This is a genomic window from Sphingomonas suaedae (assembly GCF_007833215.1).
Classification (GTDB): domain Bacteria; phylum Pseudomonadota; class Alphaproteobacteria; order Sphingomonadales; family Sphingomonadaceae; genus Sphingomonas; species Sphingomonas suaedae.
In genome coordinates this window covers 611,291-636,207 of the sequence record NZ_CP042239.1, presented here as the reverse complement: position 1 = coordinate 636,207, position 24,917 = coordinate 611,291, and the positions used below count along the sequence as shown (strand labels likewise).

Genomic DNA, 24,917 nt, shown 5'->3' with positions numbered 1-24,917 from the left:
GTCGAATTTATTCGCTGGCGTTACCCCTCGGCTGACCATTGCGTGAGGCCTGCGCCTCCTGCAAGGCTCGGGCAAGGTCGTCGGCCGCATATGGCTTTTGCAGCAGGGGGAACCCGTGCCGACCCTCCTCGACCAAGACATGGCTATATCCGCTGGTAAGAACGACCGGTATGCTTGGGAACCGCTCCCTGACGAGCTTGCCGAACTCAATTCCGCTCATTCCGGGCATCACGACGTCGCTGAAGATGACGTCGAACGCGGGATCAGCCGAGAGCTTCTGGAGGGCGGCACTGGCATTTTCAGCGAGTTCAGCCTGAAAGCCGAGGTCGTGCAGAAGCGCGAGGGCGAAGCTTCGCACGTCCGCATTGTCTTCGACCACTAATATCCGACCGCCCGTCCGTACCGGCTCCACGCTGCAGCGCTCGGTCGCGTCGCGAGGCCCTTCATCGTGCGCTGGTAGTAGTAGCTGGAACTTGGTTCCGTCGCCGACCCGACTCTCCACCTTGATTTCACCACCGGATTGTTTGATGAATCCATAGACTTGACTGAGGCCCAGTCCGGTGCCTTTGCCGACGTCCTTGGTCGTGAAGAATGGTTCGAAGATCCGGTCGATCATGTCGGGCTCTATTCCGTGCCCGGTGTCCGCCACCTCAACGCAGATGAAGGCGGGGTCGTCCTCTGTCAGCCGCCGGATTGTGATCGTAAGCTCACCCTCGCCGTCCATCGCGTCCCGGGCGTTGATCGCCATGTTTACGAGCGCCGTCTCAAACTGCGCAATATCCGCTTCCAGGAAACAGTCCGGGCACTCGCCGTGGATCGTTAGGGTTATCCTTGAGCCCAGCACGCTCCTTAGCATCTCGGCGATGGCCGTGATGCGCTGCTCGGCATCGAAGACCTCGGGGCGAAGTGCCTGACGACGTGCGAAAGCCAGCAATTGCCCCGTGAGGCGGGTCGCTCGATCTGCGGTCTGCGAAATCGCATCGATGTAACGACGCTTCTTCTCGTCGCTTAGGCCGTTGCGCCTGAGAACGTCCGCCGAGCCGCGGATCACCGTCAACAAGTTGTTAAAGTCGTGAGCTATGCCGCCGGTCAGCTGACCGATCGCCTCCATTTTCTGGCTTTGGCGAAGCGCGTCGTTGGCGATCTCCAGCTCTCGCGTTCGCTCGGCCACTCGCTTCTGCAGATCATGCTGGGCGCGCCGGGCGGCTTCGAAGAGGCGGGCATTATCGATCGCGATCGCCGCCTGGCCAGCGAGTCCGAGAAGCAGCCGCTCCGACTCCTCACCAAACACGCCAGAATCCGGGTGCCCGAAGAAGAGGCCACCGATCACCTCCCCAGAACGGGATGTTACAGGGACGGCAAGGTAACTGCGCACGGGGAGATGCCCTTGCGGCATTCCATGGTGCGGCGCATTTCTGCCGTAGCGTGGATCCTGAGTTATGTCGTGGGAGCGAACCACACCTTCACCTTTGAAGGTGGGCGCGAAGACCTCGGTTGCCCGGGGGTGTCCAAAGCCGTCGAAGTCGGCTCGTTCCGCGCCAGACAAGGAATAGAGCAGAAAACTTTCGCCGGCTTCGTTGGCCACATTGTAGAAGAACGAGCCAAATTTGGCACCGGTCAGCTGGACACCTGCCTCCGTCACGGTCTGGACGATGCGCTCCAGATCAAGCTCGGCGGCGAGCGTTTGACCCGTCCGGTTGAGGACCTCGAACCGTGCCTGCTCCGCCCTTTCCTGCTCGACATTCCGAGCTTCGATGACCGTGCCGACCGGCACGCCCTGCTCGTCCAGCAATGGGCTGGCCGTAAACGCGACAGGGTAGAAGCTACCATCGGGGGCAACGAAGAGTTCTTCGCCTTCGGTTTGCGCACGCTCCGGAAAGGCCCGATCGATCGGGCACTCTTCAAGCGGATAGTGGGATCCATCGGGTCGCGTATGATGGACGACGTCGTGAAGTGGCCGCCCTTGCATCTGCTCGAAAGAATATCCGGTCAGTTTTTCGGCAGCAGCGTTTGCATAGACGCACTGCTGCTGACGATCCATCAGGAACACAGCCATCTTTGTGTTTCCGAGAATGGCATCGAGCCGCTGACTGGTCTCGCGCAATTTCGTCTGGGCCAACAGTTCGGCGGTCACGTCTCGATAGAATGCCGCCACGCCGGCCTGCACCGGAACGATTCGGGATTCGAGCCAAGCGCTATGTCCCGCTTCCCATGTCTGGTGATGCACCGCCGTCACCGGCCGACGGTTTTCCATCACCTGTAGGAACTGCGCCCCGAGTTCAGTTCGGTCCAGGCCAGGTGTAAGCTCCCATAGCGTTCGACCGATCAGAGCCTCCTTTGGTCGACCGTCCAGGGCCAGCGCTGCCCTGTTGACGTCCAGCAGCCGGTACTCGCGATCCAGGAGGAAAAACGCTTCGGACATGTTCTCCAAAACGTCGCGTGCGAAATCGACTGTAATAGCCCCCTCCCATGCTTGGCTGTGTCGGAGCAGCGATAACCGGCAGCGTCCGGCGACGTTCCAGCCGCACGCGACCTGATACCAGCGCTCGCCAGCTGGCGAATCAATCAGACCGTGGTGTTCGTAAGCGTCGAGAGTTCGGGCTTGGGCAGACCCGACGCCTCGTATTGCGCAAGCAGCTCTTCCTTGCGCGCGGCGAGCTGCTCCCCGAGCGCATCCATGTCGAGGCCGGCCTTGCGCGCTTGGGCAAACATGCCCTCCATTCGCTTTTCCTCTTCCTTGACATGGTGCTCGATTTGCTCGGAGAGCACCTTCACCTTGGCGTCATAGAACTCGCCGCTTGGGGCACCGGCTTCGATCTCGGCGATCAGGATCTTGGCGCCGTCATGCTCGACATAAGCTTCCTTGAGCAGGTCTTCCTCGATCTTGCCCTCACACGCCGGATAGAAGATTTCTTCCTCGATCTTGGCGTGGACGGTGAGCTCCATGCAGATCTCCAGCGCGATCTTCTGCTTCCTGGCCGAGCCGCTGGCACTTTCAAAGCGCTTGAACAAATCCTCGACCTTGAGGTGGTCGGCCTTGAGAAGTGCGATTGCGTCCGGTTTGGTTTCGGCCATGACGTGTCTCCCTGTTCGAGAGCAGAACCCGGAGCGCAAAGCCTTCGTTCCCAAGCGCTTCCAGTTGCGAGTCGTTAGCAATCTGAGCGGAGACGGGCGCCCGCTCATACGTCCTACGATCGACAAAGCGGTGCGGAGCCTGATCGTGCGCCCGATCGCGGTTCTCGCCCGTTGCGACTCGCCAAACTGAGCGCAGTAAACGACGCGAAGACGGCTACCAGGATTGATAGGACCACAAGAAAATTATCGCGCGTCCCGTTCATGACCATGACTGCGAAAATTCCCCAAACGAGCGTTGAGCGGTAATGACTGACACAATCGAGGATCTCCAGCGTTCGATGGACGCTGCGGCAAGCGCTCTCGATTTCGAGGAGGCGCGGCGCATTCGTGACCGCATCAATCTGATGCGAGGCGGAGCGAGTGCTGCAGAGGTCGCGCAGGCCGACACGTCGGGTCTGGTTCGCCAGCAGCCGGGTGCCATGGGGCTTGGCACGAGCCGACAGCGTCCGGTTCCTCCACCAGGGTGGAAGCCGCCGCCCAAGCCCGACCTCATGACGTCCGGCCGGAAACGAAAGTGAGGATCGAGGCCGCAGCTTGTGCCAGCCTTATCGGTCGTCACCGGGATTTAGTTTCTCGCTGGACCGCCTCGACATATTGATCGGCGATCAGCTGGAACGTCGTTCTTGGCCGCGAATTGGCTCCCAGATCCCTGCAACAACTTCCTATCCGCCCGCGCATGTCGTTGCACACGCGGCGGACGTCGCATCCCGCCTTCGCGGTGCGGCTGCGCCGGGAAGCGGCGGTCGAATGCGGTCGGAGCGCCATCGGCTATCCATGGGCTAAAGCGGTGCGGTCAGTGCCTCAATGGACGAATGTGCCAATGGCGCGATGAAGCGAACACCACATTTATTGGATCCCGCCCAGACGACCACCGCCCGCCAGTTCTCCTGTTGCCAGCGCAGTGTGACGGCGGTTCCAACGCTTAACACAGTTGGACAGTGCAGCCGCGCCCCTCCTTCCGATACGTCGAGGAGATGTACGCGCAATGATCGATCGCCGAGACAAAGCTCGCCCAGCTGGAAAATCTTGCGGCGCGCCTGAGGGCGAACGTTCATGACTGATGTTGGCATCTCAAGCTCCCGCTGCGAGCTTCGACGTTCCAGTCGAGCAGGGGTTCCGCAGGAAAAGTGCCTAACATATTGCGAACTATGAATATCGGCCGCCGCAGTGAGCAGGTGTCACTCACTTGCTTTGAAGTTCCGACTTTGCCTAATCTTGCGCTCGAATAGCGGGGAGGGGGCTTATGGGCGCGAGATGGAGTCTATTGGCCGGCTGCGCGATGCTACTGGCATTTTCCGCGGAAGGGGTCTCTGCGGCGAGTGACGAAATGAAGGCGGCGCGCAGCGCAGTCGATTCGACAATGTCGGGTCGCCCTCTCACCGTCGCAATCGAAGCCAAGCCTCTGCGTTGCAACCCGCAGAGCGAGCTGTGCTATTCGAACCACTACCCCCGCCTCTATTGGTATCGCGATCCTGCTCCCCGGCATGCCTGTCGCACGGTCATGTCGCCGCGCCGCACGCCGAAAATCGCATTGAGCGACGAAGGGGAAGTGCCATTTGCCCCGGCGGCGGTATTTGCACGATCTGCCAACCCACAGGACGCGTGGATCGACTGGCGGGGAGTCACGTCGGTCCAGGCCGAGGCCCGGACCGTGGTGCTGACAACCCCCCTTAATGCCTATCGCGTGACCTTTTCCTTCCCGCGCGTTGAAGCCGCAACTGCGGCTGCAGCGGTGTTCGAGCGGCTGCGGGTGGCTTGCGACGACGGCCCCGGCCCCGTGACCGACCTTTTGCAGGCACATCGGGTCGCCGTTGCGACGTTGCAGCGGCATCTGGTCTCGGCGGCCTTCAACTCGCGGCGGCTTGGGCGGGAGGAATTTGCCGAGAACTGGCGTGTCGTGCGATTCCAGAAATTCGAAGGTGGGATGTGTGCCCGGGGCGCGTTGAGAGGTACAAGCGACGGCAAGCCATTCGTCGCCATCCTGCCATCGCTCGTAACCCATTCGGTGGCCCGATCAGGCAAAACGGTGTCGATCATTCGGTTGCCTGAAAGCCCTGCACCCGAAGAACGCCTGCAGCTTGAGATGGATAGCGCCGTTGCGGCGCAGCGCCTAGCCGAAGGACTCGATTACGTCCGTAACTGGTGCGCGACGCAGTATGATGAGCGAAAATTCTACCCGCGCGTGCTTTAGTTCTTCACGAACACCATTTGGGGACGCGCTCGTAGTCCACGAAGTTCCGCTATCGGGGGCGATGATCCGTCGGCGTGAGAGTTACGACGCGCCACGCCGCCTCAAGATGCTGGCAAATATCGCTCCTCTTCCATGCCAAGCAATCAATCTCGCGTCCGACCGGACCCGCTGCGGCTATTTGGTAGTGGCATTCGGATTGTCCGGCCCGCGATACGCCTTGTCGCTCTGGCCGCCGTCGAAGCCCTTAGGCTTTTTGCCGGTATGCGGGTTTGGATAAGCACCACCTCCGCTCTCCCCCTCGCTGGCGGGAATGGTGACGCCATCGCTTGCGACCGAGGTGCCCTTGCCGTCCGCCTGCACCGGTTTCTTCTTCGTCATCGCGTCCTCCATGAACTTCATTCGCCGATTGCGGCGAGTGCCATCTTTTCCCAGACATCCGCATCGCCTGCGGCCGCCATTGTCGCATCCGGCTCGCGTAGCGTCTTCAGCACCGCCAGCGCCTGATCGCGATATTCGGGCCAGGCCGCATCCACGTCGGAGCCAGCCGAATGCTGATCGCCATGCGCGTTGGCGCTGGCGCGATCCGCCGCTAGGACGCGCGCGACGCGCTCAATGGCTGAAGTCTTGGAAATCGGCATGATCGTGTCTCCTCCTCGGTCCAACCCCGGACCCGCCCACATGTTCATTGCAGTAATGCACGCCAGCCCGGAATAAATGCTGCGTCGCAGCAACTTGCCCGTGAACGGTACGTTCTATCGATGCTCGGCCCTTCGGTCCCTCGGCCGAGGGAGTTTTCCATGAGATCCATTTCCAGCACGATCGCCCGCCTGGCGAAGCTCCGCGAGGCGCCCCGCCCTGACCGGGTGCGCGCGTCGGGCCGGCTGCGCGAACTTCGGGACTTCGGCTCCAATCCCGGGGCACTGGGCGCCCATTATTATGTTCCGCCAACCGTGCGGCAAGGCGCGCCTCTGGTCGTCGTCATGCACGGCTGCACTCAAAACGCTGTCGATTACGACATTGGTTCGGGCTGGTCCCAGCTCGCCGAGGAGCAAGGCTTCGCTTTGCTCTTTCCCGAGCAGCGGCGTACCAACAACTTCAACCTGTGCTTCAACTGGTACGAGCCTGCGCACATTCGGCGCGGGGCGGGTGAGCCGCTGTCGATTGCCCAGATGATCGACGCGATGGCGACGCGCCACGGCATCGATCGATCACGAGTCTTCGTCAACGGTCTGTCGGCTGGCGGCGCAATGACATCGGTCATGCTCGCAACCTATCCGGAACTGTTCGCCGGCGGCGCGATCATCGCGGGCCTACCATTTGGCTCGGCCGCCAGCGTGTCGCAGGCGCTTGATCGCATGCGGGGCAGCGGCAGTCCCGGCGACGCGCTGCTCGCAGCCGCGATCGCAAAGGCCTCTCCGCATGGTGGACCGTGGCCGACCGTCTCGATCTGGCATGGCACATCGGATCATGTCGTCGGAATTGCCAATGCCGACGCCATCCTCAAGCAATGGCAGGCGATGCATGGCGTGGCCGCGAACCCGGACCATTCCGACATCATCGATGGAGTCCCTCACCGCGTGTGGCAAGACGCGAACGGGCGCGTGGTGATCGAGGAATATCGCGTTCCGGGTATGGGGCATGGCACGCCGCTGGCAACGCGAGGCGATACGCCCTGCGGACAAAGCGGCCCGCACATGCTCGAGGTCGGCATCTCATCGACGCGCCGCCTGGCGACGTTTTGGAAGCTGCTGGACGCCGAACCGCGTTCGCGTCGCGCACCGCTACAGGCCGATCGCGGCGCTGAGAAATTGGCGGAGCCGGCGCCTTCCGGCGTTACGAAGGTTATCGAAGATGCGCTGCGTGCCGCCGGACTGGTGCGATAAGGACAGGGAAGCCGCCGTGACGGGTCTGAGGCTGCACGCTCTACCGCAGGAGCACGCGCGCGCCGGTTGACGATGGCGCGATGCCGCTTGGCTACGCGTGCTGGAAGCAGCCCGGAGCTCGTGTGTCACCAGCGTCACCGCAACTTTGGGAAGTGATGGGCCTGCGAGGGGCGTTGTGAGGCGGACCTGTACGGATGAGACAATCGCCCCGGCTACCGTCGATCCCGTCGTGCGGGGTAAGGCTTCAAGCCAGCCCCAGCCGTGCCGGAAACATTCTCACTGAAATGCCAGACGGTTTCGAAACTTCCCAATGACCGGCGTGTTGGACCGGCACGCGATCGATGCGCGTCGCGTCGAGACCCAACACGAAAGGCAAGCCCAATGGTCAATGCGAGTGACGCCCATACCGATGTTGTGCCGCTCGCCGGTCGGCGCGCCTTGATCACCGGTGGCACGACCGGGATCGGACGGGCGACCGCGGCGCTGCTGGCCAGCGAAGGCGTAGATGTCTTCATCTGCGGGCGAACGCCCGAGCATCTCGACGACGCGCTGGCGCGCATCCGTGAGGTCGGAAAGGGTAACGGCATCGCGCTCGACCTCGCCGAGGACGACGGCGTCGCGCGCTTCTTCGCGGCGGGCAACGCCTATTTCGGCGCAGCCGACATCGTCATTGCCAACGCCGCAGTCCCGGCCAGCGGCCTCACCGAAATGGGCAAGGATGAACTGGTCTACGCCGTCGCTGCCGACTTCACCGCCTATCTGCTCACCGCCCATGCCGCGCAGGAACTGCTTCGCGACAAGGGTGACATCGTCCTGATCGGCTCAATGAGCGCGCACATCCTCGGGCCAGGATCGACGGTCTATGCCGGGATCAAGGCTGGCATCGCTGGCTTCGCCGAGGCGTTGCGCAAGGAACTCGGGCCCCAGGGCATCAAGGTGTCGCTGGTAGAACCGGGCAAGACCGGCGCGGATTTCCAATATCCCGACATCCCGGCCGACAAACAGCGCGAGATGATCCACGACGAGACGATGCTGCGCGCCGAGGACATCGCGGTGGGGGTACACTATCTGCTCACCCAGCCGAGCCGCGCAGTGATCCAGCAGCTCACCATCGTCCCGCGCGCGCAACCAGCCGAATGAACTATGCTGTCGACAAGCTCGTCCTCGTTCCCGACGATATCGACCTGTCGCGCTCGCCGCTCGCCGGGCATCTGAACGTCGAGACCTATGTGCTGGGCGCCTTCAATCCCGGGCTGACCCGGCTCGCCAGCGGCAATCTGCTGATGATGGTGCGTGTCGCCGAAGCGCTGCGCCACCCGGTCAAGGACGGGAATGTCCATTCGATCCGCTGGGAAGCAGTCGAGGGCGATACCAAGGGCCGCTACGTGCTCGACGCCTGGCCGCTCGACTATGCCGACACCGCCGATCCGCGCAAATTCATGCTGCGGGGCGGCGGCTGGAAGATCATGGCGCTGACTTCCTTGTCCTGGCTGCTGCCGGTCGAACTAACACCCGACGGGCTCGAGGTGGTCGCGATCCATTACGATCGCGCGATTGCGCCGCAGGACAGCTTCCAATGCTATGGGGTCGAGGACGCGCGCATCAGCAAGGTTGGCGATCGCTATCTGATGACCACCTGCTCGGTCAGCCCCGAGCGCCATTCGACGACGCTCTACAGCTCGCCCGACGGCCTTGACTGGACCTTCGAGGACATCGTCCTCGATCACCAGAACAAGGACATGCTGATCTTCGAAGGGCTGATCCGCGGGCAATATTGGGCGCAGACCCGCCCGCTCGGCGATCTCTATTTCGCCTATCCGCCGGGCAGCGAATGGCGCGCCGGACCCTCGATCAACCTCGCGCTCTCACCCGACGGCTATTTCTGGAAACCCTATCGCAAGCCTGGCATCCGCCCGCACGCCGGCACCGTGGCGACGGCGCGGATGGGCGGCGGGACGCCGCCGATGCTGACCGAGCAGGGCTGGCTCAGCCTGTGGCACGGCGTCGAGCCTAAGGAGATTGTTGGCATCTATCGCACCTATTGGTCGATCCTCGACCGGGACGATCCGAGCACGGTGCTCGCCACCAACCACGCGCCGTTGCTCGAGGCCAATCCGGCGCTGACCCAGCCGATCGAACATCAGATGTATATCCGCGACGTGGTGTTCACCACCGGCATCGCCAATGGCGGCGACCATTATATCGTCGCCTCGGGCGAGGGCGATCTGGCGTGTCGCATCACCCATATTCCAAAGGGGGTATTCCACGCCTGAAAGGCTCGGCGAGAAATGTGCCAGCCCATGACAATCCTACTCGAAACGCCCGGAACCCTTACGATGAGCGAGAGTTCCGCTTGCCTGCACCTAAGGGAAATCGCCGATGGCCGCGACGCTGGAACTCGACAATCCCGATCTCGCCGGGGTGAGCCCGCTGACGCTGGCGCTGCGCGCCCAACTTGCCGGCAAGACCCTGGTCACGCATGCCAGCTTCACCTTTGGCGATCTCACCGGGGAGGTCTGCGAGGGCCGCGATTCGCTCTGGGCGATCCTGCGCAGGCCGGGCTTGGGCGGCCTCGCCTTGCGGTTGGCCTTCGCGCCCGGCGGGATCGACAAGGTGGCGATCCGGCGTCCCAAGGCGGGCGAGACGCTGCGCCTGTCGGTGGTCAGCGCAATCGGCGAGCATGTTGTGGTGATCCGCACCGACAGGATGGACCTGCAGCGGCTGCGCACCACGATCGCGCTCATTCCCGCCGTGCCGCTGCTGGTGCCCTATCTGCCGCGCGATCTTTACCCGCTGGACGCCCACGACGATCCCGCCGGCGCGGTCGGGGTGGTCGAGGCGGGGCAGCGCGGAGTCAATTCAGGGCTGCTCTATTTCCATATCGACGAGCCCGGCTTTGGCAGCGTGCTCTACTTCCAGAACCTCACAGCGATGAACGACTATTACCGCGCCACCGGAACCAAACCTGACGGCGCGGTGGGCGGCGAATGGCCCGAGCTCGGCTATCTGCCGCCGACCCCACCGCAAAGCGGCACTCCGCCGATCGATCCGCTCCCGGCCGGAAAGCCGGTGACGGTGTCCGACGCGATCCTGGTCTTCCGCGATTCCGCCGCAACCGAGGAGAGCGATTCGGCGCGTCGCTTCGTGCAGATGCTCGGCGCGGTCTACACCACGCTCGATCTGCCGCCGGTTGAGTTTCGCGACTGGGCCGAACGCTCGCAGCGCACCCTCGCAGACCTCGCGAACTCGCCCAAGGCGACGATCAAGCATTATGGGCATCGCTACGCGCATCCCTATACCGCCAGCGAATATCCCGACTCGATGGTCCAGATGGCATTGATCGCGCCGATGCACGATTATGCACGCTGGAGCGGCACCGATATTCCGCTGCTCGCCGAGTTCGAGGCGGGGCTTGGGAAATTCTACGATCCCAAGCTCAAGTCGATGCGGCGCTATCTCCCCAATGTCGGCGACGACAAGGACAAGAACGCGGTCGACAGCTGGTATCTCTATCATCCGCTGATGAATCTCGGCCGACTGGCGATCGCCGGCAACCAGACCGCGCGCAGTCTGTTCGAGCGCTCGATCGATTTCGGCATCAAGGCCGCGCATCATTTCAACTACAAATGGCCGATCCAGTACAAGGTCACCGATTTCAGCGTGATCACCGATGTCGCCGGCGCCGACGGCCAGGGCCAGACCGATGTCGGCGGTATGTATGCCTGGGTAATGCTTCAGGCCTATGAGCTTAGTCGCGAGGAGCGCTTTCTCCACGAGGCCCAGGCGGCGATCGACGCCGCCCGGGGCATGCGCTTTAGCCTCAATTACCAGGCCAACCTTACCGCCTGGGGCGCGGCGGCGTGCATGCGGCTGTGGCGCATCACCAATGTCGAACGCTACCGACTGCAAAGCTATGTCTATCTGGCCAGCTTCTTCCACAACAGCGCGATCTGGGAATCCGAGATCGACAATGCCCGCTACTACCGCAACTTCCTCGGCGTCACCTGCTTGCAGGACGCACCGTACATGGCGATCTACGAATGCTTCGACAGCTTTGCGGCGTTCGAATACTATCTGCGCGACAGCGGCCCCGAGCTCGAGCCAGCAGCGCGGATGCTGATCAGCGAATATTGCAAATATGCGCTCGACCGCGCCTGGTTCTATTATCCCGACGCGCTGCCTAAGCAGATGCTCGCCGACGATATCCGCAATGGGCATATCGACTGCGACCTGTCCTTCCCCCTCGAGGATCTCTATGTGGGCGGCGAGCCAGCGGGCCAGGTCGGACAGGAGATCTATGGCGCGGGCGCGGCCCTGGTTTTCGCTACGCGCAGCTTTCACATCGTCGATGACGCGCCCTTCCGCCTGTTCTGCGATCATTTCATCCTGTCGCACGAGCGCACCAACAGCCGCGCGCTGAGTATCAGCCTCGATGGCGGCGAGAATTGCACCGCGATGCTGTCACTCGTCCGCAATGGGCGCGCGGCGCTCCCATCTGTGACGGTACGAACCGCAGGCGGCGATGTGCTGCGGCCGCGGCATTCGAAAGCCGATCGCATCGACTATATCGTACCTGCGAGCGGGCGCTTGTTACTGGGGTGGGAATGACGGGGAGATAGTTTCGGGTCGGAAACGCCCATCCGACGGTCCGGCTCGCGAATCGCGTCAGTCCATCAAGCAGTGACAGCGCACAGTTCGCCGTCCTGTCGCAACAGCTAGACCTGGACCCGCGGAAGGTCGGCGCGTGGCCTGAAATAGAGTAATGGTCCCGCCATGGTGCCGATAAGATTAGCCCTGGCGGTAGTAGCGACCTTGATCTGCGAAACCGCCCGCTCCTCCGCGGTCCACGCTCAGGAACTCGCGGCGGCAACGGTCATCAATGGCCGATGCGAATATCCCGAACGCCTAGCACGATATCGGCACGAAACAGCCCTGGTACTGTGCGATACCGTCTCGATCCGGCGAGATAGGGAACATGCGACACTCGATTTCAGCAGGAGAGGCTAGGGCTCGATGATTCAGTTTGCCGGCGAGATGCCCGACCACCGAATGATAGTAAGCCGCGTGCGGGTCCGAAACGGCCGCCGGGTCGCGGCAACCGGAACCTGCGAAATCTTCCAGACCAAAGGGGAGCTGTCTACGCTGCGTTGCCTGGCCAGGAGCGGCACCCGGAGTTGGGCCGTCAACTTCCTCAAATCGCGTATCCGACCAGCCATGACCGCGCCTATTCGCCTTGGCGCCAGGGCCGAACGAACCGGGAGCTTCGGGTTCAACTGACCGGTTGCGGAACGTCTTGGGTTGGGACGGACTTGGCGGACACCGCGCGCAATTCATCGTTTGGCCGACAGCGGTGCGGAACGCTATTGAAGGCGTGCGGCGCGCCGTGATTCAACATTCGGGCAACCTTCACTAACGATGGCATTGCGCTCTCCCTCGAACCCGCAGCGCTAACGGGTAAATGACGGGACGGACTCATCGGGAATTTGGTTAACGGGTTGACCCGAGTCAGGGGTGGGGCGAGCCGTTGGCTAGCCCGGTGTTCCGGACGTAGTCGCAACGGACGGCGTAGTTGTCGGAGCGCTTTAATCCGCTTTCGCCGCGACGCGAGGGAGGCATCGATCGAGTGGAGTAGGCTGTACTCGCCCACCATCAAGCAAGGGTGAGGGCATGTCAGCAAGGCACCGTCAGGACCCTGGGCCTTTCTGCTATCCGCGCTGGACGATTCCCGTCCCAATCAGTTCGCCGTTCGCAATGCGTTCATATTGCTCGGCGAGCGTCAGATGCGACCAGCGAGCGGGCGTGTCCTTCGCATTCTGCGCCATTGTTCGCTCCTGCTGGGCGCGCCGGGAATAATATTCGGATCGGCTGCTCGCCTTCTCCTTTCCCCCGGTTCCCCGCGTCGGCATGAAAGCGAAACAACTCGGCGGCTGTCAAGGCGGAAAGCCATGGCTAATAGCCGAGCAACGCAGACACGCTTGCTTAGATGCTCGGACATTCTTCCAGAGCAGCCGGCACCATGCGCTCCCACACTGCGACATCGCCGACTTCGACCATTCAGTCGCTGGGCTCCCAAATCGTGCGGAGAACGGCCCAGGGCCGTTGTGATGTAATCTGGCCATAGATGAGCAACGGCTTCACCCGCCGAGACCATATTTCCCTCGCCGTTCCTGCTCAGCTGGTACGCCGCCTGGACGCGGGCGATGCACTCGACGAGGGTCGTGAGTGCGATGTCCATGATAATCTCCCGCTGTTTTCCGAGGCTAGGGTTTGAGTGTGCCGGACGATTTCGACGGCAGGCTCGATGACGCACAGTTCTTTTGCAGGTGCGCGACCGCATTGACCAATTGCAGCGCGGATGTGACCCGGGCGAATGTTGCTGCACAGCGCTGAGCGCTTTTCGCCAGTCAATCACCGTCTCTCCTGTTGCGACTTCGAGCGGCATAGCGAGCAAGTCCGCTGTTTGTTGGGAAGAGAAGCTGGCCCATTCGCAGTGGGCTCATCAGCGCCGAGTCGCGTTCCATATGAGTCGGATTGAACTTTTGGCCGGGAGGAGGATTCACGCAGGGAGTGAGGAGAAGCAAATGGCTGACGACAAGAATAACGTCGGTTCGCCTGATCGCGACCGCATCGCGATGGGTGAGGAACATGAGGTCCGTTACTGGACAGAGGCGCTTGGGGTTTCGAAGGAACGCCTCCAGGACGCGGTCGGTGCTGTGGGCAGCTCCGCCGACAAGGTGCGCGCATATCTGAAAGGGTAAGGGAATGCTCGACACAAGAAGACGGGAATAGGCTGATGAACCGGCATGAACGCCGGGCGGCATCGGCGAGCACAAAACGCCCCGCCAAACCCCAATGCGCATGTTGCGCCCCGCGTCCCTCCACGGGGATGACTTCGCAGGATCAGCTCAGCGCTGAAACGAGGAAGCGGGACGGTGTGCGCTTTTCGGATCTTCGCTGAAGAGGGCTCGATCGCGCACGGAGCAGCCGCGACCGTGCCAAGATGATTACCACTGCGGGTCGGATCGCAAGACGCTGCGACTGGGTGACCTCACCTAGCTGCAGTCGATTTCCGCCAGCACGCCCGGCCATTATCGTCTGCGTAGGGGAATTCCCAGGGACTCCCATGCGCGCTCAGCACCTGACTAAGTGCGCCTATAAGCGGGGACCTGGAGCACCTCAATCCACGGATTCTTGTAGCATCCTGCGACCCTATAGGACGAATCTGGATGAGAACGGTGGTAGGTACAGCGGGGTGGAGCATAGCGCGAGCTGATGCGGAGCGGTTCCCTTCGGAAGGCACCGCGCTCGAACGTTATTCCAAGGTCTTCGAGGGGGTTGAGATCAATTCATCCTTCCACCGCACGCACCGATCGTCCACCTGGGCCAAATGGGCGGAGTGCGTGCCTGCGCGGTTTCGCTTCGCGGTAAAAGTCCCCAAGACGATCACGCACCAGGCAAAGTTGATCGAGCCGGACGCCCTGATTTCGCTATTTGCCGAAGAAATTCGACCACTGGGGAAAAAGTTGGAACTGCTGCTGGTCCAACTGCCCCCCAGTCTTGCTTTCGATACGTCCGTCGCAGCCCGATTTTTCGAGAAGCTCCACACAGCAACCGATGGGAGAATCGTCTGCGAGCCCCGCCATCGAAGCTGGTTCGTGGAAAGCGCCGATAGGCTGCTCGCAGAATTGCGCGTCGCACGCGCGGCCGCCGAGCCGGCCCTGAGCGCCGTCGCGGCGCGACCAGGCGGCTGGCCTGAACTGGAATATTGGCGTCTCCATGGCTCGCCCGACATGTACCGTTCGTCCTACACGAGCGAAGCGATCGACTGCTATGCGCGCCAGATATCACAGGCCAGCGCTGCCGGACGACAAAGCTGGTGTATATTTGACAACACGGCTGCAGGCGCGGCCATCGCGAATGCGCTTTCGCTCGTCTCGATGCTGGGGCAGCGTGAGGGCGAGCGCGCAGGCTATGTCGGACGCCCGAAGTCCGCGCATCGTTCCCCGCGTCCGCGCGTTGTAGGCGACGTTCCGCGCACTCGGAGAGCGATCATGGATTCCTCGCACACAGACACCCAGCCCCGCCCCAATCTGTCCGCAGAGCCCGGTGAAAAGGACCTGGCGCCCAATAGCCGGACCGAGACTCAACCGAGGCCGAACATAACGACCGAGCATCAGCAAGAGGGCGACGCGCGCAGTCCGAGCGACACGCTCGATCGCGGCCAACGCAATGGCGACAGACCCTCGAACAGGGCCGATCAGGCGTGAGCGCCCTGCGAACGACGCGCCGGACGATCGAGGGATGAGCCTGGACCGCTGGCCGGCGCGCCTGTGGCTGGTTCGCCATGGCCAGAGCGCGGGCAATGTCGCCCGCGACGTGGCCATGGCCGACGGCCTGCACCGTATCCCGCTCGATACGCGGGACGTCGACGTGCCGCTTTCGGGGCTGGGCGAGGATCAGGCGCGAGCGCTGGGACGCTGGTTCGCGGCGCAGCCCGGCGAGGGCCGGCCGGACGTCATTCTCTCCAGCCCCTATCTGCGCGCAAGGGAGACGGCGCGGCTCTTTCGCGATGCCGGCGGCGCTGCTGCGGACGAGGCGATCTGCGCCGACGAGCGATTGCGCGAAAAGGAGTTCGGCATCCTCGACGGTCTCACCGTAGCCGGTATCCATGCCCAGGAGCCGCAACAGGCCGAGTTCCGTCGCCTGCTCGGGAAATTCTATCACCGACCACCGGGCGGCGAGAGCTGGTGCGACGTCATCTTTCGATTGCGCGCGCTGTTGGATACCGTTTCGCTCCACTATGCTGGCCGCAACGTCATGATCGTCGGCCATCAGGTGGTGGTGCTTTGCCTGCGCTATATCCTCGAGAATTTGAGCGAGGCCGAAATCCTGGCAATCGACAAGCAAGGCGATGTCGCGAATTGCTCGGTTACCGAATATGCGCACGACCCGGCGGCGGGCAAGGACGGCGGGCTGGTGCTCCTCCGCTACAACGTGACCGCGCCGATCGAGCAGGATGCGACTGCCGCGGTGACGCGAGCGCCGGACGCAATGGTGGGAGCGCGCGGATGATCGCGCTCGATGAAGACTGGATCGCCGATCATCCGCTTCCTCCGCCGGGAAGCGACACCGACAAAAACGATCGGGGTCGCGTGCTGGCAGTGGGCGGCTCGACGACCGTGCCCGGGGCGCTTCTGCTCACCGGGGAGGCGGCATTGCGCGCGGGGGCTGGCAAGGTTCAGCTCGCGACCGTGGCGCCCGTCGCGATAGGCCTCGGGCTGCGCTTCCCCGAAGCGGCGATTTATGCGCTCGACCAAAATTCGAACGGCGAACTGGCATCGATCAGTGCGTCGGAAATCGCTCGGCTGACCGAGGCTTGCGACGCACTTGTCCTCGGTCCGGGAACCGGACAGCACGCGGATAGCGTCGATATCCTGGCCGAGATCGTGCGGTCGGAAACGCAAGTCCCGCTGTTGCTCGACGCCGCCTTTCTGCGCGCGCTCCCTCCGGTCGCTCGCGAGGTCGCGGCGTACCGGGGTCCAAAAGTGCTGACGCCGCATCCGGGTGAAATGGCAACGCTGATGGACTGCGCTCCTGAGGATATCTGTTGCGAACTGGCCGAGGCGGCCGCGGCCCGCTTTGGTGCGACCGTGGTGCTCAAATCGGCACGGACATGGATCGCCACGCCGGGCCGGCAAAGCCTGCTTTACGATCACGGCAGTCCGGGATTGGCGACGGCGGGATCGGGCGATGTTCTGGCCGGCATCATCGGCGGTCTCCTCGCGCGCGACGTCGCTCCGCATGATGCTGCGGCTTGGGGCGTCTGGATTCATGGCGAGGCAGGCCGCAAGCTCACCGCCGATATCGGCCTCCTTGGCTTCCTCGCCCGCGACATCATCCCGCTGATTCCATCGATGCTCCGCTATTCTGCCGGTTCGCGCGGATGATCGCGCACCGATGGGGCAGCTAGCGAAGGTCGGCAAGTTGCGAGGGGCGCAGTGCGTGCTTCAACTGCTCGATACGGCAATGGTGCGGCGACTTGTCGGGACGCCACCGAATCAGGCCAGTGCCATGGCGAAACCGATCCCCGGTGACCTGATCGTAACTCACCTCGACGACCAGTTCGGGCCTGACCGGATGCCAATCGCTCGCTTTGCCGTCGTTCCATCGGCTAGGGCCGCCCGGTGCCTTGCCCGTGAACCCCGGCGGGGCGATCAACGTGTCGAGCCTCCCGGTTAGTTGGGCGCGATCCTGTCCGGCCAGCGCCGAGGTGAAGCCGACATGGTTGAGCAGGCCTGCGTCATCATAGAGCCCAAGTAAAAGCGATGCGACCATGGGGCCGTCCTTCGCCCGGCGGAAGCCGCCAACGACGCAGTCGGCAGTCCTGTGCTGTTTGACCTTGAGCATCGCGCGCGCGCCAGCCTGATAGAATTCGCCGAGCGGCTTGGCGATCACCCCGTCGAGCGCGCCGCCGCTCGCTGCCAGCCATGCATGGGCGTCAGCAAGGTCGAGCGACCGGGGCGACAATCGCAACGTCGCATTGCCCTCGCGTGCATGGAACCGCTCGATACAGATCCGCCGATCGGCAAGGGGACGATCGATCAGTTGGATACCCTCGAGTGCCAGGCAGTCAAAGAGCATGAGCTGGGCGGGCGTTTCAGCTGACAATCGGGTAATCCGGCTTTCGGCCGGATGAAGGCGGGCCTGCAGCGCGTCGAACGAAAGGACGCCGCCCACCGGCAGGATAACTTCGCCATCCAGAACATAATCGTCGCACACAGTGGCCTGCAGCGTCGCGACGATCTCGGGAAAATAGCGCGCGAGCGATTTGCCTGATTTCGATCGCAGGTCCACATGCCCGCCCAAACGCGAGGCGATGGCACGAAACCCGTCCCATTTGGGTTCGAACTGCCACCCCGGCGTGTCAGGCAAAGCACTGACGAGCTTGGCTTCCATTGGAACCGTTTCGGCGAGTGGATGCGGCTTGCCCGTCACGTGCGACGCCTGCGACTGGGCTTGTCGGACAACTCGATCCATACCGGCGCGTGGTCGCTGGTCTTCTCCCATCCGCGGACATGATGGTCGACCTGCGCATCGACCAGCCGATCGGTAAGCGCAGGGCTGAGCAGCAGATGGTCGATCCGGAGCCCGGCATTGCGCGCATAGGCGTTCCGGAAATAGTCCCAGAATGTATAGATAATCTCGTCGGGATGGATCGTCCGCAAGGCGTCGGTCCAGCCCTGCCCGGTCAATTCGAAAAAGCGCGCGCGAACCTCGGGCGCGAACAGAGCATCATCGTGCCAGCGTTCGGGTTTGTACACGTCCTGCTCGGTCGGCATCACGTTGAAGTCACCTGCAAGCAGCACGGGCAACTCGGACTCGAGCAGGCTTGCGGCATGTTCGATCAGCCGATCGAACCAGCGTAGTTTATACTCGAATTTCGGCCCTGGCCGCGGGTTGCCGTTCGGGAGGTAAAGGCCGCCGATGAGCACCCCGTTCACCGCCGCCTCGATGTAGCGGCTCTGCGTCTCATCGGGATCGTCCGGAAGCCCCCGGCGGGTCTCTTGAATATCGCCGACCCGGCTCAACATCGCGACGCCGTTCCAGCTCTTCTGGCCATGCCAGACCACATCATAGCCGAGATCGCGGATCGCTTTTTCGGGGAAATTCTCCTGCGCAGCCTTCAGTTCCTGAAGGACGACGACGTCTGCCTGGCGCTCTTCCAGCCAGCGCAGCAGCACGGGCAGGCGGCCATTGACGCCGTTTACATTGTAAGTGGCGATTTTCACCCCTGTTAGACGCGGGCGCGCGCTACTCGTTCCAAAATGGCGCGCACTCAAGTTGGGCATTCGTGCGGAGGAAGAAGGTCTCTTAAGCGCAGCGGGAAAAGATCGCACTATACCTTCGTCGCTCCTGCTCCAATCAAACATTGGACCTTTGGACAGTCGCGTCGATCACCTCCTTATCGGCGACAAAGGCCAGCGACGCCTCGCTCCATGCCAAGAGATTTGAGATCGCACGAAACGTTAACGGCATACGATTAGGCTGGCACGAAGAGGCCCCCCAATGTTCGCTAGTTCGAAACGTCTGTCGGAAGCCACTTATATCGCGATCGTGCGTTCGCTCTTTGCGACGCTCACGCCGACCGTCATCATGGCAATGGCTTTCCTGGGCGTCGGCACCCTTGTCGCGCTCGAAACCCGGGACCCGCTCCTCACACTGCTGATCGCGGGGGGCGCCGTGGCCGTCGTTGCGCGCCTTTACGTGCTGCTTCGCTATCGCCTGATCGCACTCGGTAACGCGTTCGATCTCTCCGCTGCGCGTCATGTCGAGCAGCTATTTGCCATCCCCTATCTCGCATTCGCTGCCATCTTCGGGGCGTTCAGCACACGAGCATTTCATGTCGCGGGCGCCGAATCGCACATGCTCGTGATCGGGCTGGTATTCGGCTATGCTGCGGGCGTTGCCGCAGGCATCTTTCTGCGCCCGTGGATAGCGCTTCCGAGCATCGCGATGGCGGTGATCCCGACCGGCGCGGCAGCCTTGATCACTTTGAAGCCGACATATGTCGCGGTTGGAGCATTACTGCTGTTGTTCCTCATGGGCGGCATCCACAGCATGTTGCGGAACTATCGCGTGGCCACCGCCGAGATCACCGCGCGCGCGGCGTTCGCTACCCTCGCGCGCGTCGATGCGCTCACTGGTCTTGAGAACCGCCTGTCGTTGCGCGAAGCTTACGACAGGGTCATGGACCGTGCTGGCCAAGACGGATTTCTGGTCGTGCATTGCCTCGACCTCGACCGCTTCAAGGCGGTCAATGACACCCATGGCCATCCGGTGGGGGACGCGCTGCTCAAGGCGGTATCCGACCGGCTGCGCCGCGTGCTGCGCGAAGGCGATGTCGCCGCGCGGATCGGTGGCGACGAGTTCGTACTCCTCCAGGCAGGAGCGCACCCCGGCGAAGCCGATCTACTTGCACGCCGCGTCGCCCGCACCGTCGCGGAGTCCTACTCGATCCTCGGCCATCAAATCTCGATCGGCACAAGCGTCGGCTACGCGATACATCCTCAGCACGGTCGCGATTTGGACGAACTCATCGCGCGCGCCGACGAAGCACTACTTCGGGCAAAGCGCACCGGCGGGGGCATCGCCGCCTATAAAAGCGATGCTCCTCGCGACGCGCAACGCCTGTCTGCCTAGGAGGCGCCAATGGCGTGCCGCTCAGGGTCCGCATATCCGCCAAGCTAACAGGCCGGCGCGATGAAACTGACAATCGCGGTCGGGCAACGGCAATCCGCCGAACGCGCTTCCACCGACCAATGGTCATTCCGGCTGCGCGCCTCTTGCGAACTTGACCGCAATAGGTAGGCTAGAACGTGCCGACAGCCGACTTCCGCGCAGTGAAGCTGAGTAAGAGAGGGCGCATTCAGACTGGCGGTCCGCCAGCGTTGCGGGCCGACAAAGCACACCAACCTACATGGGCATGTTTTCAAAGGCAGCGCGGATCTCGTACAGGGTCTTCGCTGCCCCGGGTGAGCCATCGGCCGTCCGGCGTGCGGTACTTCTCGCCAACCGTTGTGCGCATGATGAGGTTGCAGCCGGTCACAAACGCCATCTGCTCGACGGTGGATCCAGCCGCTGCCTGATCGGTATACTGCTTCTTGCGCTGGATATTGATGTTGTTGACGAGCGCCCGCAATTGGGGGGTCGGCGATCCCACGATACCCAAATAGCCGTCGGGCTGCTCACCAACCAGGCCTTGCTCGCGGGCCGCCTGATAGGCAGGGTCGCGCTGCGCCAACGCAGGAACCGACATCAAAATTGCCGCGATTGCGATGGAGAAGGGCAGCTTACGCATCAGAATATCCCCGGATTTTGCTGGATCAGTGTCTTCGCCTTATTGTCGAGACGATAGACGACCTCCTGCGTGATCGAGATGTTGAGGTTGATGACGATCGGCTTATCCGGCGCAGTAACGTTGATGCACCCGCCAGTCGCCATCATCGCGGCTCCCGCGAGTAGCAGCCTCATATTGGACACTGAAAAAGCGTCCCTCCAACATCTCCACCTCATTTCTGCTCCTCTCTTCGCACATCGCCGCTTTCGGACTGCTGAACGGGTTTCTCCTGCGGTTGCAGTCCCTCCGCCCCGCCCTCCGCTTCGAGCAAAGCGGGCAAATTGCGCTCGATCAGCCGGCTGGGCTCGTACCAGGATTGGACCGAGTCCAGCAGTTGCTGAAAGGGCGCGCTTATCCGAATGTCGAATATGAAGGGCAATCGCGCCAACCGACGGACCAGGAAGTTGGACTTGGCACCCTCACCCTGGCTGACTCCGGCGAAGCGGATCTCCGTCACCATGTTGCCGGCGAGCGACCCGTTCATATCGATCGAGAGGCTGCGATAATCGAGCGAGCGGAGCGCCTGGAACGCCATATTGCCCCAAAAGCCGAGGTCATGGCGGGTGACTTCGCCGATATAAGCGAGGGACCCGCCCCCTCGGGCAGTCAGTATGCCGCCTTCGATACGGCCGCCCTGCGCGTCGAAAATGATGGGGAGGGTCCCGTCGAACGTGCCGGTGGCGCTGATATTGCCGAACTCCATTTCCTTCAGGAACAGTGCCGCATCGGCCCCTACTACGCGAAAAGTCATCCGGCGCTCGCGGCTTTCGGAGAAATCCAGAAGCGTTGGTTCAAGGACCAGTTCGCCCCCGGCGAAGGGCCAGCGCGCGCTTTCGATCTGCACGCGCTGACTGTCCAGGATCTGGAAACGGAATTTTCCGTCGACGACGGGCACGCCGGGGTTGATCTCCGCCACCGTGCCGGTCTGGCCCGGCGCGGTGCGCATGCCGAGAAGGTCCGCGAATTGCAACTCGGTAGTGAGGCCACGTACCGGGCCGAAGGCGGCGGCGAGGTCCATGTCTCGGGTCGTGAAGGTGCCACTACTGGTGACGTCTGCATCGGACCAGGCGATCTTCCCCTCGCCGGAGACCGTGCCGTCAACATCGGCGATCAGGCCGAAGGTCAGCGGCGTGATGTTGTGGGGCTGGAGGCCCGCCTGGGCGAAGCGGAGGTCGCGCACGCCGATCACCGCAGAGCCGCGGCCCTCGTTCAGATCATGGTCGATCCGCACGTCTGCGATCCTGGCACCTCCCTCCAACATGTTCAGCGTTGCAGTTGCGGTGACAGTGTCGCTGACGACGCGGACTTCGGCGTCGGGGGTCGCGAGCGGATGGAAGCGCACCGGTTCGTTCGCATCGCGCACCTGGAGCGCACCGGTGAGCTTCAGCGTGTCACGATCGAGCGCCCAATCGCCCTCACCCCCCGAGAGCAATAGCGGCACCCCGCTCATCTGCGCCGAGAGGCCGGAAAAACGGCCCGCCCGGCTGTTCGCCAAGGTGCCCGAGAGCTGCGCCACGTCGAGCCGCGTTTCGCTGGTACCGACGAGCCGCAGGGCTGCACCGGCCAGTGAGAATCGCTGCTGGCCGATATCGAATCGCGCGTGATCCGCAGCGACGCTGAGGGCGCTTTCGCCGAGCGCGCCGGTGAAGCGAGGCTGGCGGATCTGGATGCCGCCGCCCAGACCGTTTCGATCTACCTGAACCATGGCCGAGCCAATCGGGCAGAGCGACAGGCTGTTGGGCGCAAGTATGACGCTTCCGATCGCCAGCCGCCGGAAGCTTGCCCGCGTGCAGGAGGGATTTACGAGCAACGACCCCGCTCGCCATCGCGCGCTGAGCGGAAGTATGAGCTGTTCCACTCGGCCCTGCGGCAGCGTGCCGGTGAAAATCGCCAGGGTACTTGCCTCGCCGTCCTCCCCGCGCAGCCGAAATGCGATGTCGGCGAGCGAAATCTGCGATCCGCCGACCGCATAGGGTTTGACGAACGCGCTGCCGCGGATTTCGCCCTGCCCCTGCGAAACCCGCATCACGGCTTCGGGGAGACCGCCGCCGCGCAACGCAAGCGTTCCTTCGGCCTGCAGAGGTGAAGCCCGTTTCCCGAATGCGGCGCGCGCGTCGCCATCGAACGTCAGGCGCGCGCCGCTTGCAGCGCTGAGAACGACCCGCGACAGCTTCAAAGCGCCCCGGCCATCGGAATAGGTCAAATGGAGGCCCCCCTGCGCGTCGAACGATCGCGCAGCGCCTGTCGCGGCTTGGGCCACCGCATTGACGATCGGTTGAAGTGGGCCGCTTTGCAGATCATTGCTGGCCTGCCGGAACCGCGCGAGGGTGGCGGGCGCCAGCGCGACCGACCGCGTTGCCACCTGGCCGCGAAATTCCAGCCCCGAGCTTCCCTGGACGTAACGCCCGTCAAGGGCAGCAGACTTCCCGCTGTTGCCGTGCACGTCGAAAGCACCGGATTCCAAAGCCAGGGTTCCGCTCGTCCCCGCACCTCCGCCATGGAAGGAGACGTTTCCGCGCAAGGCTGAGAAACGTAGCCCTGGCTGATCGAACCGCTCGCCTTGAAACCGCGCCTTTCCTTTCCATTGATCGAGCGACGCATTCAGCCGCGCTTGCGCTATGAGCCTGGGCGAAAGCACGCGGCCCTGAGCACAGCTGGCCGAATTTGCAGAGGCAGGTCCATCGATATCGGGCTGTCCTTTGCGGATGCGTAGCACAAGCTGCGCCCTTGGTTCCTCGATGGTGCATCCCGCCAGCGCAACACGGCGAGAGGCCAGCCCTAGCGAGCCGCGAAAACCGTCATTCAGCATCCCCTCGCCCGCGATAGCGAGCTGCACGGCGCCCGCTGGCGTATCGAGCGCGATCTGCGCGTCGGCTACGTCCACAATCAAGGCAGGCAGCGCGAACGGCTTTCCAGACGGGGGCGGGAGCAGACGATCAATCGTGCCGAGCGACAAAGTGCCGTTCACGAGTCTTCCCCGGAGGCGGACGCGTCCCGCGCGCACGGCAAGCACATCGGCTCGCCAAGGCGCGAGCGCAGTCTGGATCTCCACCCAATCCGCCACGAGATCGGGGCGGCGCGCGTCGCCAATGACCACATTCCTCAGACGCTGTCGCCAGGGCGACAACTGGCTGATCTCGTACCGCGCCGGGACGCCCAGACGAGTCAGTTCAGCATCAATGAAGTCGCGAGCGATAGTGCGCCGTTGAACCCAGGAAGCCGACAGGACGGCCAGCAGCAGGAGAAAAAGCGCGAGCAACAAACGCCCCCACCGTCGCGGGGGCCGCATCCGCTCCGGCTCATCAACGCGCTCTGCCGACTCTGTCATTCGACTCCACATCAAGCCCGCAAGGCTCCCGTCGGCGTGTTCGGTCGATAGCGATCGATAGACCTACTTTGCGCAGTATCCGTATGTCAAAGCAAGGCGCCAGTTCGGCCATTCGCAGGCGTGACTTGCAGCTGATGCTCGGATGCCGCACCTTCAAGGCCACGCCGGATTGCTCAACGCGTATCTCGTCTTGTGGTAGGCGCCCCGGAAGAAGCGAACGCTGGTGGTCCGCTCCTAGATGAAGGGATCGCCTGAATGAACGATGGCTATGGGAAGCGCCGGTGGGCACTCGGCGGGGTCGAGAACAGGGCGCGAAGCGGCCAGCACGGCGCAGCACACAGAACCTTTCGACGAGGACAGCTCGAATGATGCCCGCGCCGACGCGTGATTGAACGCATTGCTGCTTTATCTTACCGCATGAACAGTCTTTCGAAGGGAACCGAAGCAGTGCGTTCAGCTTTGATCGTGATTACTGCGGCGTCG

Annotated in this window: 21 protein-coding genes; 11 read left to right on the top strand and 10 right to left on the bottom strand. The window is 62.9% G+C overall.

All coding sequences use genetic code 11. The annotated features are described in order from the left end of the window. Positions 1–7: 7 nt before the first annotated feature. Positions 8–2,431 carry a PAS domain-containing protein gene (locus FPZ54_RS03005; protein WP_338419539.1) on the bottom strand — a complete coding sequence of 808 codons (2,424 nt, stop codon included), beginning with the start codon at positions 2,429–2,431 and terminating at the stop codon, positions 8–10. 134 nt (positions 2,432–2,565) lie between these two features. Then, positions 2,566–3,075, bottom strand: coding sequence for a hemerythrin domain-containing protein (locus FPZ54_RS03000; RefSeq protein WP_145844863.1), 510 nt, complete (start codon positions 3,073–3,075; stop codon positions 2,566–2,568). A gap of 305 nt (positions 3,076–3,380) precedes the next feature. Here FPZ54_RS03000 and FPZ54_RS02995 point away from each other — a divergent pair, with 305 nt between their 5' ends. Further along, positions 3,381–3,653, top strand: a complete 273-nt coding sequence (locus tag FPZ54_RS02995; protein WP_145844862.1) for a UvrB/UvrC motif-containing protein — start codon at positions 3,381–3,383, stop codon at positions 3,651–3,653. Positions 3,654–3,914: 261 nt separating this feature from the next. On the opposite strand, the gene FPZ54_RS20440 is transcribed toward FPZ54_RS02995, so the two are convergent. After that, positions 3,915–4,190 carry a PilZ domain-containing protein gene (locus tag FPZ54_RS20440; protein WP_422396569.1) on the bottom strand — a complete coding sequence of 92 codons (276 nt, stop codon included), beginning with the start codon at positions 4,188–4,190 and terminating at the stop codon, positions 3,915–3,917. Between the two features lie 272 nt (positions 4,191–4,462). Here FPZ54_RS20440 and FPZ54_RS02985 point away from each other — a divergent pair, with 272 nt between their 5' ends. Next, positions 4,463–5,326, top strand: a complete 864-nt coding sequence (locus FPZ54_RS02985; RefSeq protein ID WP_145844860.1) for a hypothetical protein — start codon at positions 4,463–4,465, stop codon at positions 5,324–5,326. 174 nt (positions 5,327–5,500) lie between these two features. On the opposite strand, the gene FPZ54_RS02980 is transcribed toward FPZ54_RS02985, so the two are convergent. Together FPZ54_RS02980 and FPZ54_RS02975 are read right to left on the bottom strand one after the other, a co-directional pair. Continuing rightward, entirely contained in the window at positions 5,501–5,704 is a 204-nt protein-coding gene (locus tag FPZ54_RS02980) for a hypothetical protein (RefSeq protein ID WP_145849545.1), read from the bottom strand. Positions 5,705–5,721: 17 nt separating this feature from the next. Then, a complete protein-coding gene (locus FPZ54_RS02975; RefSeq protein ID WP_145844859.1) occupies positions 5,722–5,964 on the bottom strand; it encodes a hypothetical protein in 243 nt (80 codons plus the stop codon). Positions 5,965–6,084: 120 nt separating this feature from the next. Here FPZ54_RS02975 and FPZ54_RS02970 point away from each other — a divergent pair, with 120 nt between their 5' ends. The 8 genes from FPZ54_RS02970 to FPZ54_RS02935 all read left to right on the top strand — a co-directional run bounded on the left by FPZ54_RS02970 (position 6,085) and on the right by FPZ54_RS02935 (position 17,156). Beyond that, positions 6,085–7,209, top strand: a complete 1,125-nt coding sequence (locus tag FPZ54_RS02970) for an extracellular catalytic domain type 1 short-chain-length polyhydroxyalkanoate depolymerase (RefSeq protein ID WP_239019690.1) — start codon at positions 6,085–6,087, stop codon at positions 7,207–7,209. Positions 7,210–7,590: 381 nt separating this feature from the next. Continuing rightward, a complete protein-coding gene (locus tag FPZ54_RS02965; protein WP_145844857.1) occupies positions 7,591–8,349 on the top strand; it encodes an SDR family oxidoreductase in 759 nt (252 codons plus the stop codon). Continuing rightward, positions 8,346–9,482 (top strand): glycoside hydrolase family 130 protein, encoded by a 1,137-nt coding sequence (locus tag FPZ54_RS02960; protein ID WP_145844855.1) that lies wholly within the window; start codon positions 8,346–8,348, stop codon positions 9,480–9,482. The genes FPZ54_RS02965 and FPZ54_RS02960 overlap by 4 nt, the downstream gene beginning before the upstream one ends. Before the next feature lie 106 nt (positions 9,483–9,588). Continuing rightward, positions 9,589–11,817 carry a hypothetical protein gene (locus FPZ54_RS02955; protein ID WP_145844854.1) on the top strand — a complete coding sequence of 743 codons (2,229 nt, stop codon included), beginning with the start codon at positions 9,589–9,591 and terminating at the stop codon, positions 11,815–11,817. A gap of 1,973 nt (positions 11,818–13,790) precedes the next feature. Beyond that, positions 13,791–13,967: a DUF3606 domain-containing protein gene (locus tag FPZ54_RS02950; RefSeq protein WP_145844852.1), complete on the top strand. Its 177-nt coding sequence runs from the start codon at positions 13,791–13,793 to the stop codon at positions 13,965–13,967. A 468-nt stretch (positions 13,968–14,435) separates the two neighbouring features. Then, positions 14,436–15,476 carry a DUF72 domain-containing protein gene (locus tag FPZ54_RS02945; RefSeq protein WP_145844851.1) on the top strand — a complete coding sequence of 347 codons (1,041 nt, stop codon included), beginning with the start codon at positions 14,436–14,438 and terminating at the stop codon, positions 15,474–15,476. A 34-nt stretch (positions 15,477–15,510) separates the two neighbouring features. Continuing rightward, the gene (locus FPZ54_RS02940; protein WP_145844849.1) at positions 15,511–16,281 is read left to right on the top strand and encodes a histidine phosphatase family protein; all 771 of its coding nucleotides are present in this window, start codon (positions 15,511–15,513) and stop codon (positions 16,279–16,281) included. Then, positions 16,278–17,156 (top strand): NAD(P)H-hydrate dehydratase, encoded by an 879-nt coding sequence (locus FPZ54_RS02935; protein ID WP_145844847.1) that lies wholly within the window; start codon positions 16,278–16,280, stop codon positions 17,154–17,156. Before FPZ54_RS02940 ends, FPZ54_RS02935 begins: the two co-directional genes overlap by 4 nt. 19 nt (positions 17,157–17,175) lie before the next feature. Here the strand turns inward: FPZ54_RS02935 and FPZ54_RS02930 are convergent, their stop codons facing one another. Both FPZ54_RS02930 and xth read right to left on the bottom strand, forming a co-directional pair. Further along, positions 17,176–18,204, bottom strand: coding sequence for an ATP-dependent DNA ligase (locus FPZ54_RS02930; protein ID WP_239019689.1), 1,029 nt, complete (start codon positions 18,202–18,204; stop codon positions 17,176–17,178). Beyond that, positions 18,201–18,998: an exodeoxyribonuclease III gene (xth, locus tag FPZ54_RS02925; protein WP_145844844.1), complete on the bottom strand. Its 798-nt coding sequence runs from the start codon at positions 18,996–18,998 to the stop codon at positions 18,201–18,203. The genes FPZ54_RS02930 and xth overlap by 4 nt, the downstream gene beginning before the upstream one ends. Before the next feature lie 277 nt (positions 18,999–19,275). On the opposite strand from xth, the gene FPZ54_RS02920 reads away from it, so the two are divergent. After that, a complete protein-coding gene (locus FPZ54_RS02920; RefSeq protein WP_145844842.1) occupies positions 19,276–20,409 on the top strand; it encodes a GGDEF domain-containing protein in 1,134 nt (377 codons plus the stop codon). Positions 20,410–20,698: 289 nt separating this feature from the next. Here the strand turns inward: FPZ54_RS02920 and FPZ54_RS02915 are convergent, their stop codons facing one another. From FPZ54_RS02915 to FPZ54_RS02905, 3 genes are read right to left on the bottom strand one after another with little or no spacing between them, the layout of a single operon-like run. Further along, on the bottom strand, positions 20,699–21,067 hold the full coding sequence (locus FPZ54_RS02915) for a YdbL family probable chaperone protein (RefSeq protein WP_145844840.1): 369 nt from the start codon (positions 21,065–21,067) through the stop codon (positions 20,699–20,701). Further along, on the bottom strand, positions 21,067–21,240 hold the full coding sequence (locus FPZ54_RS02910; protein WP_239019688.1) for a YnbE family lipoprotein: 174 nt from the start codon (positions 21,238–21,240) through the stop codon (positions 21,067–21,069). The genes FPZ54_RS02915 and FPZ54_RS02910 overlap by 1 nt, the downstream gene beginning before the upstream one ends. Positions 21,241–21,278: 38 nt before the next feature. Further along, positions 21,279–24,365, bottom strand: a complete 3,087-nt coding sequence (locus FPZ54_RS02905) for an intermembrane phospholipid transport protein YdbH family protein (RefSeq protein ID WP_186456889.1) — start codon at positions 24,363–24,365, stop codon at positions 21,279–21,281. Positions 24,366–24,917 lie beyond the last annotated feature (552 nt).